General features: G+C 68.3%; 3 protein-coding genes, 1 tRNA gene and 2 rRNA genes. 5 read left to right on the top strand and 1 reads right to left on the bottom strand.

Going from position 1 to position 11,266, the window contains the following annotated elements; translation table 11 throughout:
- The 4 genes from ACZ6ZN_RS07565 to ACZ6ZN_RS07550 all read left to right on the top strand — a co-directional run.
- Positions 1-1,391, top strand: a 23S ribosomal RNA gene (locus tag ACZ6ZN_RS07565); the annotation flags it as partial.
- 85 nt (positions 1,392-1,476) lie between these two features.
- Positions 1,477-1,593 (top strand): 5S ribosomal RNA (rrf, locus tag ACZ6ZN_RS07560).
- 114 nt (positions 1,594-1,707) lie between these two features.
- Positions 1,708-2,370 (top strand): DegT/DnrJ/EryC1/StrS family aminotransferase, encoded by a 663-nt coding sequence (locus tag ACZ6ZN_RS07555; protein WP_398109944.1) that lies wholly within the window; start codon positions 1,708-1,710, stop codon positions 2,368-2,370.
- Positions 2,371-2,442: 72 nt separating this feature from the next.
- Positions 2,443-2,515 (top strand) — tRNA-Thr (locus ACZ6ZN_RS07550).
- Between the two features lie 47 nt (positions 2,516-2,562).
- Here ACZ6ZN_RS07550 and ACZ6ZN_RS07545 read toward each other — a convergent pair.
- A complete protein-coding gene (locus ACZ6ZN_RS07545; protein ID WP_469643869.1) occupies positions 2,563-5,316 on the bottom strand; it encodes a SpoIIE family protein phosphatase in 2,754 nt (917 codons plus the stop codon).
- A gap of 379 nt (positions 5,317-5,695) precedes the next feature.
- Between ACZ6ZN_RS07545 and ACZ6ZN_RS07540 the strand changes: the two genes are divergently transcribed.
- Positions 5,696-11,164, top strand: a complete 5,469-nt coding sequence (locus ACZ6ZN_RS07540; protein WP_469643866.1) for a HAMP domain-containing protein — start codon at positions 5,696-5,698, stop codon at positions 11,162-11,164.
- The last annotated feature ends 102 nt before the right edge of the window (positions 11,165-11,266 follow it).

The following is an 11,266-nucleotide window of genomic DNA, read 5'->3' as shown; positions in this document are numbered from 1 at the left end:
TGAGACCTGATGCCGAGCCGATTGTGGTGAAGTGGATGATCCTATGCTGTCGAGAAAAGCCTCTAGCGAGTTTCATGGCGGCCCGTACCCTAAACCGACTCAGGTGGTCAGGTAGAGAATACCGAGGCGTTCGGGTGAACTATGGTTAAGGAACTCGGCAAAATGCCCCCGTAACTTCGGGAGAAGGGGGGCCATCACTGGTGAGAGGACTTGCTCCTCGAGCTGGGGGTGGCCGCAGAGACCAGCGAGAAGCGACTGTTTACTAAAAACACAGGTCCGTGCGAAGCCGTAAGGCGATGTATACGGACTGACGCCTGCCCGGTGCTGGAACGTTAAGGGGACCGGTTAGCTCCATTTCGGTGGGGCGAAGCTGAGAACTTAAGCGCCAGTAAACGGCGGTGGTAACTATAACCATCCTAAGGTAGCGAAATTCCTTGTCGGGTAAGTTCCGACCTGCACGAATGGCGTAACGACTTCTCGACTGTCTCAACCATAGGCCCGGTGAAATTGCACTACGAGTAAAGATGCTCGTTTCGCGCAGCAGGACGGAAAGACCCCGGGACCTTTACTACAGTTTGATATTGGTGTTCGGTTCGGCTTGTGTAGGATAGCTGGGAGACTGTGAACTCTGGACGCCAGTTCAGGGGGAGTCGTCGTTGAAATACCAGTCTGGTCGTGCTGGATGTCTAACCTGGGTCCGTGATCCGGATCAGGGACAGTGTCTGATGGGTAGTTTAACTGGGGCGGTTGCCTCCTAAAGAGTAACGGAGGCGCCCAAAGGTTCCCTCAGCCTGGTTGGTAATCAGGTGTTGAGTGTAAGTGCACAAGGGAGCTTGACTGTGAGACCGACGGGTCGAGCAGGGACGAAAGTCGGGACTAGTGATCCGGCGGTGGCTTGTGGAAGCGCCGTCGCTCAACGGATAAAAGGTACCCCGGGGATAACAGGCTGATCTTCCCCAAGAGTCCATATCGACGGGATGGTTTGGCACCTCGATGTCGGCTCGTCGCATCCTGGGGCTGGAGTCGGTCCCAAGGGTTGGGCTGTTCGCCCATTAAAGCGGTACGCGAGCTGGGTTTAGAACGTCGTGAGACAGTTCGGTCCCTATCCGCTGTGCGCGTAGGAGTCTTGAGAAGGGCTGTCCCTAGTACGAGAGGACCGGGACGGACGAACCTCTGGTGTGCCAGTTGTTCTGCCAAGGGCATGGCTGGTTGGCTACGTTCGGGAGGGATAACCGCTGAAAGCATCTAAGCGGGAAGCCTGCTTCGAGATGAGGACTCCCACCCACTTGATGGGGTAAGGCTCCCAGTAGACGACTGGGTTGATAGGCCGGATATGGAAGCACGGTAACGTGTGGAGTTGACCGGTACTAATAGGCCGAGGGCTTGTCCTCAGTTGCTCGCGTCCACTGTGTTGGTTCTGAAACCACGAACAGCCCCATGCTGCCACGCGTGGTGCGGCTGACAGTTTCATAGTGTTTCGGTGGTTATAGCGTAGGGGAAACGCCCGGTTACATTCCGAACCCGGAAGCTAAGCCTTACAGCGCCGATGGTACTGCAGGGGGGACCCTGTGGGAGAGTAGGACGCCGCCGAACAATTCTTACAAGGGTTGGACCCCGGACTTCGGTTCGGGGTCCAACCCTTTTTTGTTGTCCGTCACTTGACGTTCACGTTGCGCAACGAGCATGCACAGCATGGGTACTGCCGCACTGCTCAAGGCCGCCGGCGTCGGACTCGGTGACGAGGTCGTCGTCCCGGCCTTCGGGAACGTCGAGATCGCCGAGTCCGTCGCCATGGCCGGAGCCATGCCCGTGTTCGCCGACATAGATCCCTCCACGTACTGCCTCGACGCCGATGCCGTGGAGGCCGCCCTGACGCCCCGGACCGCAGCCATGGTGGTGGTGCACCGGTTCGGCCGGCTCGCCGACCTCGCGCGGCTGCACCGGGTGGGACAGCGGCACGGACTGCTCGTCCTGGAACAGGGGGAGTCCGAGGCGCCGTACGACGAGATAGCGAGGCGCCGGGAGCGGGCGGCCTATCTGCACGCCAAGTTGAGGGGCGTGCGGACACCGGACGACGGCGACGGGCACTCCTACCAGCAGTATGTCGTGCGCGTACCGGGGAACGGGCGGCCCGACCGGGACGCCTTCGCACGGGCCCTGCGCAACAAGGGAGTTGACTGCCGGGTGCCGGTGAAGACCCCCGTGCACCGGCTGCCCGAATTCCGGCGGTGCGTGTCACTGCCGGAGACCGAGCGAGCCGCCGACGAGACGCTGGCACTGCCGGTGGACGCCACCCTCACCAAGCGGGACATGCAGCGGATCGTCTCCGCCTGCAATGCCCTGGGCGGCCTGCTGCAACCGGCCTTCTGACGTGGTTGGGAGCACGCTTCTGTTCGGGGTATGATCTATTCCGTTGCCGCGGGGCGAACCCCGAAGCGACAGGCCCCTATAGCTCAGTCGGTAGAGCGTCTCCATGGTAAGGAGAAGGTCAACGGTTCGATTCCGTTTGGGGGCTCCGGCAAAGAAGGCCCCACCCTCACGGGTGGGGCCTTCTTTCTTGTCCTAGTCCTGGTGGAGGCCGGGGACGCGCATGGCCAGGATCGCCATGTCGTCGGACGGGGCGTCCGAGGCGAAGCGTTCCACCGCCCGCATGATGCGCGCCGCGACCGCCCCGGCCGTCAGGCCCGTGCAGGTGGTCAGCACGTCGGCGAGACCGTCGTCACCGAGCATGCGGGTGCCCTCGCGGCGTTCGGTGACGCCGTCCGTGACGCACAGCAGGACATCGCCCGGGCCGAGCGTGACCGTCTCCTCGTAGAGCTCCAGGTCCTCGATCACGCCGAGGAGGGGCTGGGGTTCGGCGGCCGGCTCGACCGTGCCGTCCTGGCGCAGGCGCAGCGGCAGGGGGTGGCCGGCGCAGACGACCTTCAGCTCGGCGCTGCCGTCCTCCTGGGGGCGCATCTCGCCGTACAGCAGGGTGAGGAAGCGGCTGCGGGCGCCCTCGTCGAGGATGGCGGAGTTGAGCCGCTCCAGTACCGCCGGGCCGCTGAGGCCCTCGCGGGCGAGGAGGCGCAGGGCATGGCGGGCCAGGCCCGTGACGGCTGCGGCGTTCGGGCCGGTGCCGCAGACGTCGCCGATGGCGAAGCCGTAGGCGCCGTCGCGGATGGGGAAGACGTCGTAGAAGTCGCCGCCGACCTCGTTGCCCTCGCCGGCCGCGCGGTAGATGACCTCGACCTCGACGCCGTCGATGGACGGCAGCTCGGGCGGCAGGAGGCTGCGCTGGAGGGCCTGGCTGATCGCCGTGCGCTCCGAGTAGAGGCGGGCGTTGTCCAGGGCCAGGGCGGCCCGGCGGGAGAGGTCCTCGGCGAGTTCCAGGATCTCCTGGCGGAAGTGCTCGTCGGCCGGCTTGCCCAGGGTGAGCATGCCGATGACGCGGTTGCGGGCGACCAGGGGCAGGACGACCGTCTCGCCGCCGACCGCGGAGGCCGTGGCGAGGGTCGGGCCGATGCCGGGGGTGACCTGGGTGCCCGTTCCGCCGCTGAGGCCGAGGCTGCGCATCGAGCTGCGCAGGGCGGCCTTGTGGGCGTTCTCGCCGGGGGCCGGCCATACGCGGGCGCCGGGCGTGGGGACCGGGTCGGGCGGCGGGATCTTCGACAGCAGGGACTTGATGCCGTCGATGAGTTCCTCGTCCTCGTGCAGCACGTAGGACAGGTCGGGTTCGGAGGACTGGTCGGCGATCGTGTAGACGGCGCACCAGGTGGCGAGGGTCGGGACCGTCATCTGGGCCATCAGCGCCAGGGTCTGGTCGCGGTCCAGGGTGCCGGCGAGCAGGTCGGAGGCCTCGACCAGGAAGCTGAGGGAGCCGCGGCGCAGCCGCTCCAGCTCGCCCAGGCGCGCCGACTCGACGGCGAGGGCGATGCGGTCGGCGGCGAACTGCAGGCGCAGGGCCTCTTCGTTGGAGTATCTGGCGGGGGCCTCCGCGGCGACGCCGAGGGAGCCGGTGAGACGGCCCTCGACCTTGAGCGGGACCGTGACGACCGAGCGCATGCCGGTGCCGTTCAGCAGGGGGACGGCGCCGGGGACGGCCGCGAGGTCGTCGTGGACGGCGGGCATGCGGGCGGAGCCGTAGCGGCCGGGGCCCGCCTCGACGGGGACGCGGGCGAAGCGCTGACGCGCGGAGGGCAGGCCGGTGGAGGCGCGGACCTCCAGTTCCGTCTCGTCGTCGGTGGCGAGCAGGAGGAAGGCGGAGTCGCCGTCGAGCATGTCGCGGGCGCGTTCCACCGTGCGCTGGAGGAGGCCGTCGAGGTCGTCCGGGGCGGGGGAGCCGATGAACACCTCGAAGGGGTCGGTGCTCTGGCCCTCGGTGCTGCTGGAGGTGTCGGAGGCCGGGACGCGCAGGGGCGTCTGGAGCACGGCCCGTTCGTGGTCGCGCACCAGGAGGCACACGGTGGACGGCTCGCCGCCGGTGTCGCGTACGCGCAGGTGGGAGGCGTAGACGGGGACGACCCGGCCGTCGGCGTCGCGGATGCCGTAGCTGCCCTCCCAGCGGGACAGGCGCAGGGCCTCGGCGATCCCGGTGCTGGTGCCCGGGGTGTGGGGCCAGGCGGCGAAGTCGGTGAGGGGCTTGCCGGTGACCTGGTCGGCGGGGTAGCCGAAGAGGTCCTCGGCGTCCTCGTTCCAGGCGGTGATGTGGCCGGTGCGGTCGATCTGGACGACGGCCACGCGGACCCGGCCGTCGGCCAGGGGGAGCAGCTCGGAAGGGAGGGCGGGGCCGGCGGCGCGGGTGCCGACCGCGCGTGCGGGCAGGTCGAGCCGGAACCAGACGGTCTTGTGGGTGGGGGTGTACTCGACGCCCCAGCGGCCGGCGAGGGCCGCGCACAGCTGCAGGCCGCGGCCGCCCTCGCGGTCGGGGCTGCCCATGGTGACGGCGCTGCCCTGGAGGGGCACCTCGCGCTCCGGGTACCGGTCGGCGACCTCGATGCGCGCGCCCTCGTCGCTGCGCAGGCACAGCACGTCGGCGGAGGTGCCGGCGTGGACGACGGCGTTGGTCACCAGTTCGCTGGTGAGAACGACGGCGTCGTCGACGATGTCGGCGAACCCCCAGCCCTGGAGGGTGTCCCGGACGAACGAGCGGGCGCTCGCGACCGAGCGCCCGACGGGCTCGAAACTGGCGGCCGCGCGCGCGGTGATCACAGAACTCCTCGACCGGTTCTCGTCGTGCTGGGCTGCGGGGCCGTCCGGTTCGTGCCGCTGGTGCGGCAGTCCGCCCGTCGGCCGGGGGTCCGAGGGTTGTTCCCCCGGGATCAGTCCGGTGGTCATGTGTCTGCGGCCGCCCCTCCGATGCCCGCTCGTCTTCGTGCCACCGCCCAGGCCGGACGGACCGGCGTGGCTGGACAGCCGGATGCAAGGTTACTTACCTTCGCGGTCCGAGCGGGTGCCGGTCTGCAGTGTTTCCGTCCGGAGGGTGTGCGGACGATGTGCGAAGCTGCCGAACTGTTATGGCCTGGTTCGGCCGGGGTGAAACACTGGGCAGGCTTCTTGTACGGGTCCGGGCAGGCTGAGTGCCGGAGGCGTACGGCGGGCAGCAGCCCCTGGGACCGCCTCGGTGCGCAGGGCGGAGAATACGCAGTAGTAACCGGTACGCCGAGAGTGGAACCCGAGCACAGCAGTGACGGTCGACCCCTGCGGGAGGGACACAGTGGAGTCTGGCGCAGCGACGCGTGGCAGCAGGACGCGCGCGAAAGGCGGACAGTCCCCGAGCAACCAGGGCACAGCGCGCAACGGCACGACCGAGGTGGACACGGCGGCGCTGAACAGACTGCTGTCGGCTCTGGTGTCCATGCGGGACGGCAACTTCCGCAAGCGGCTCACGGTGTCCGGCGACGGCGTGATGTCGGAGATCGCCGCGGTCTTCAACGAGGTGGCCGACCGGAACCTGCACCTGACGGGTGAGCTGTCGCGGGTGCGGCGGATGGTGGGCCGTGAGGGCAAGCTGACCGAGCGGCTGGAGACGGGCGTCTGCGAGGGCTCGTGGGCGACCGCGATCGACAACTCGAACGCCCTGGTGGACGACCTGGTGCGGCCGGTCTCCGAGGTCAGCCGGGTGCTGTCGGCGGTGGCCGACGGTGATCTGTCGCCGCGCATGGAACTGCGCACGCACGTGCCGGAGGGCAGCGGGCAGCCGCTGCGGGGCGAGTTCCTCAAGGTCGGCCGGACCGTGAACAACCTGGTCGACCAGCTGTCGACGTTCACCGACGAGGTCACGCGGGTGGCCAGTGAGGTGGGCACCGAGGGCAAGCTGGGCGGTCAGGCGAGGCTGCGGGGCATGTCGGGGTCGTGGAAGGACCTCACCGACTCCGTCAACACGATGGCGCACCGGCTGACGGCCCAGGTGCGGGACATCGCGCTGGTGACGACGGCGGTGGCCCGGGGCGATCTGTCGCGCAAGGTCACGGTGCACGTGGCCGGCGAGATGCTGGAGCTGAAGAACACCGTCAACACGATGGTGGACCAGCTGTCGGCGTTCTCCTCCGAGGTGACGCGGGTGGCCCGGGAGGTGGGCACCGAGGGCGCGCTGGGCGGTCAGGCGCAGGTGCCCGGCGTGGACGGGGTGTGGAAGGAGCTCACCGACTCCGTGAACACCATGGCCGGGAACCTCACGGCCCAGGTGCGCGGGATCGCCGAGGTGACGACCGCGGTGGCCAACGGTGACCTGTCGCGGAAGGTGACGGTGCCGGCGCGTGGTGAGGTCGCGCAGCTCGCCGAGACGATCAACCAGATGACCGAGACGCTGCGGATCTTCGCGGACGAGGTCACGCGGGTGGCGAACGAGGTCGGTGCCGAGGGCAGGCTCGGCGGTCAGGCGAACGTGCCGGGTGCGGCGGGGACGTGGAAGGACCTCACCGATTCGGTGAACACGGTCTTCCGGAACCTGACCACGCAGGTGCGGGACATCGCGGCCGTGACGACGGCGGTGGCGAACGGCGATCTGTCGCAGAAGGTCACGGTCGACGTGGCCGGCGAGATGCTGGAGCTGAAGAACACCGTCAACACGATGGTGGACCAGCTGTCCGCCTTCGGCGCCGAGGTGACGCGGGTGGCCCGCGAGGTCGGTGTCGAGGGTGAGCTGGGCGGTCAGGCTCAGGTGCCCGGGGCGGCCGGGACGTGGAAGGACCTGACGGACTCCGTCAACACCGCGTTCCGCAACCTCACCGGGCAGGTGCGGAACATCGCCCAGGTGACGACGGCGGTGGCGAACGGCGACCTGTCGCAGAAGGTCACGGTCGACGTCTCCGGCGAGATGCTGGCGCTGAAGAACACCGTGAACACGATGGTCGACCAGCTGTCGAGCTTCGCCGACCAGGTGACCCGGATGGCGCGGGACGTGGGCACGGAGGGCCGTCTCGGCGGTCAGGCCCGGGTCGACGGCGTGTCGGGCACGTGGAAGGAGCTGACCGACTCCGTCAACTCGATGGCCGGCAACCTCACCTCCCAGGTGCGCAACATCGCCCAGGTGACGACGGCGGTGGCCCGGGGCGACCTGTCGCAGAAGATCGACGTGGACGCGCGGGGCGAGATCCTGGAGCTGAAGAACACCATCAACACGATGGTGGACCAGTTGTCGGCCTTCGCCGACCAGGTGACCCGGGTCGCCCGGGAGGTGGGTACGGATGGCCGGCTGGGCGGTCAGGCGCAGGTGCCGGGCGTGGCCGGTGTGTGGCGCGACCTGACGGACTCCGTGAACGGCATGGCGTCCAACCTGACCGGCCAGGTGCGCAACATCGCCCAGGTGGCCACGGCGGTGGCGCGCGGCGACCTGTCCCAGAAGATCACCGTGGACGCCCGCGGGGAGATCCTGGAGCTGAAGAACACCCTGAACACGATGGTGGACCAGCTGTCGTCGTTCGCCGAGGAGGTCACGCGGGTCGCCCGCGAGGTGGGTACGGAGGGCATCCTGGGCGGCCAGGCCGAGGTGCAGGGCGTCTCCGGCACCTGGAAGGACCTCACCCAGTCCGTGAACGGCATGGCGAACAACCTGACCATCCAGGTGCGCAACATCGCCGAGGTCACGACCGCGGTCGCCCGGGGCGACCTGTCGAAGAAGATCACCGTCGACGCCAAGGGCGAGATCCTCGAGCTGGTGACGACCGTCAACACGATGGTCGACCAGCTGTCCTCGTTCGCCGAGCAGGTGACCCGGGTGGCCCGCGAGGTGGGCACCGAGGGCATCCTGGGCGGCCAGGCGCACGTGCCGGGCGTCACGGGCATCTGGAAGGACCTGAGCGACAACGTCAACCTGATGGCGAAGAACCTGACCACGCAGGTGCGCAACATCTCCCAGGTCTCGGCGGCGGTCGCCAACGGTGACCTGACGCGGCAGGTGACCATCGAGGCGCGCGGTGAGGTCGCGCAGCTCGCCGACACCATCAACACGATGGTGAAGACGCTGAGTTCGTTCGCCGAGCAGGTCACCAAGGTGGCCCGCGAGGTGGGCACGGACGGCATCCTCGGAGGTCAGGCGCACGTGCCGGGTGTGGCCGGTACGTGGAAGGACCTCACCGAGTCGGTGAACCAGATGGCGTCCAACCTGACCGGTCAGGTGCGCAACATCGCGATGGTGACCACGGCCATCGCCAAGGGCGATCTGACGAAGAAGATCGACATCGATGCGCGGGGCGAGATCCTGGAGCTGAAGACGACCATCAACACGATGGTCGACCAGCTGTCCTCGTTCGCCGAGGAGGTCACGCGCGTGGCCCGCGAGGTGGGCACCGAGGGGCAGCTCGGCGGGCAGGCACGCGTGCGTGACGTCGACGGCACCTGGCGGGACCTGACGGAGTCGGTGAACGAGATGGCCGGGAACCTGACCCGGCAGGTGCGTGCCATCGCGCGCGTGGCGACGGCGGTGACCCGCGGCGATCTCAACCTGAAGATCGACGTGGACGCGTCCGGGGAGATCCAGGAACTCCAGGACTACATCAACAAGATGATCGCCAACCTGCGCGACACCACCATCGCCAACAAGGAGCAGGACTGGCTCAAGGGCAACCTCGCCCGGATCTCGGGGCTGATGCAGGGCCGCCGGGACCTGGAGGACGTGGCCTCGCTGATCATGAGCGAGCTGACCCCGGTGGTCTCGGCGCAGCACGGCGCGTTCTTCCTGGCCATGCCGCTGGTCGACGGCGAGGACATCAACGTCGCGGCCGACGACCAGTACGAGCTGCGGATGGTCGGTTCGTACGGCTACTCACCGGGCTCCATGCCGACGTCGTTCGAGCCCGGTGAGGCGCTGATCGGGACGGCCGCCACGGAGAAGCGCACGATCCTGGTGGAGAACGCGCCCAGCGGCTACCTGAGGATCTCGTCAGGGCTCGGCGAGGCGCCGCCCGCGCAGGTGATCGTGCTGCCGGTGCTGTTCGAGGGGAAGGTCCTCGGGGTCATCGAGCTGGCGTCCTTCACGCCGTTCACGCAGATCCAGAAGGACTTCCTGAACCAGATCGCGGAGATGATCGCCACCAGCGTCAACACCATCTCCGTCAACACCAAGACCGAGTCGCTGCTGGCGCAGTCGCAGGAGTTGACCGAGCAACTGCGCGAGCGTTCCGCCGAATTGGAGCAGCGGCAGAAGGCCCTTCAGGCGTCCAACGCCGAACTGGAGGAGAAGGCCGAGCTGCTGGCGCAGCAGAACCGCGACATCGAGGTGAAGAACACCGAGATCGAGGAGGCGCGCCAGGTCCTGGAGGAGCGCGCCGAGCAGCTCGCGGTGTCGATGCGCTACAAGAGCGAGTTCCTGGCGAACATGTCGCACGAGCTGCGTACGCCGCTGAACTCGCTGCTGATCCTCGCCAAGCTGCTCGCGGACAACGCCGAGGGGAACCTCTCCCCGAAGCAGGTGGAGTTCGCCGAGACGATCCACGGGGCCGGCTCCGACCTGCTCCAGCTCATCAACGACATCCTGGACCTGTCGAAGGTCGAGGCGGGCAAGATGGACGTCTCCCCGACGCGGATCGCGCTCGTGCAGCTGGTGGACTACGTGGAGGCCACCTTCCGTCCGCTGACCGCCGAGAAGGGCCTGGACCTGTCGGTGCGGGTCTCGCCGGAGCTGCCCGCCACCCTGCACACCGACGAGCAGCGCCTGTTGCAGGTGCTGCGCAACCTGCTGTCGAACGCGGTGAAGTTCACCGACTCGGGTTCGGTGGAGCTGGTGATCAGGCCGGCGCGGGAGGACGTGCCGCAGAAGATCCGGGAGCAGTTGCTGGAGACCGGGTCGCTGACCGATCCGGACGCCGAGCTGATCGCGTTCTCCGTGACGGACACCGGTATCGGCATCGCCTCCAGCAAGATGCGGGTGATCTTCGAGGCGTTCAAGCAGGCCGACGGCACCACCAGCCGCAAGTACGGCGGCACGGGCCTGGGGTTGTCGATCTCGCGGGAGATCGCGCAGCTGCTGGGCGGTGAGATCCACGCGCAGAGCGAGCCGGGACGCGGCTCGACCTTCACGCTGTACCTGCCGCTGCACCCCAGTGAGCTGCCGCCGCAGGGCTACCAGCAGCAGCTGCCCGCCCTGGAGGCGGCCGAGGTGGTGTCCGCGGGCGAGGTCTCGGAGCCGTCGGCCGCGGAGGTCGAGACGCCGGCGGAGGTGACGTCGTACCGCGAGACGCAGAACGGGCCGGCCGCGCTGTTCCGGCGGCGGCGCAGGGCGCCCGAGCTGCCGGCGCGGCCCTCCCAGCCCGAGCAGTGGGTCCCCGCCGAGCAGGAGCCGGCGCCGAAGCCGCAGCGGGGCATCCGGTTCGGCGGCCAGAAGGTCCTGATCGTCGACGACGACATCCGCAACGTGTTCGCCCTGACCAGCGTCCTGGAGCAGCACGGCCTGTCGGTGCTGTACGCCGAGAACGGCCGGGAGGGCATCGAGGTCCTGGAGCAGCACGACGACGTGGCGGTCGTGCTGATGGACATCATGATGCCCGAGATGGACGGGTACGCGACGACGACGGCGATCCGCAGGATGCCGCAGTTCGCGGGGCTGCCGATCATCGCGCTGACCGCGAAGGCGATGAAGGGCGACCGGGAGAAGGCGATCGAGTCGGGTGCCTCCGACTACGTGACGAAGCCGGTCGACCCCGATCACCTGCTGACGGTCATGCAGCAGTGGATGCGAGGGGAGTGAGGCAGGGCCCGCCGGGTGTCCGGCGGGTTGTCAAAGCCGCGCCCGGTGTGGACGCCGGGCTGTGAAGGCCCGGCCCGGTGTGGACGCCGGGCCGGGCCGAAC

The sequence above is a fragment of the Streptomyces sp. NPDC053665 genome (assembly GCF_055585285.1).
Note: the sequence above shows the minus strand (reverse complement) of the source record. Positions and strands in the feature narration are given on the sequence as shown.

Bases quoted from the DNA above. Each gene is read 5' to 3' on its own strand.
- ACZ6ZN_RS07545 (WP_469643869.1), bottom strand. From the start codon at position 5,316: ATGACCACCGGACTGATCCCGGGGGAACAACCCTCGGACCCCCGGCCG.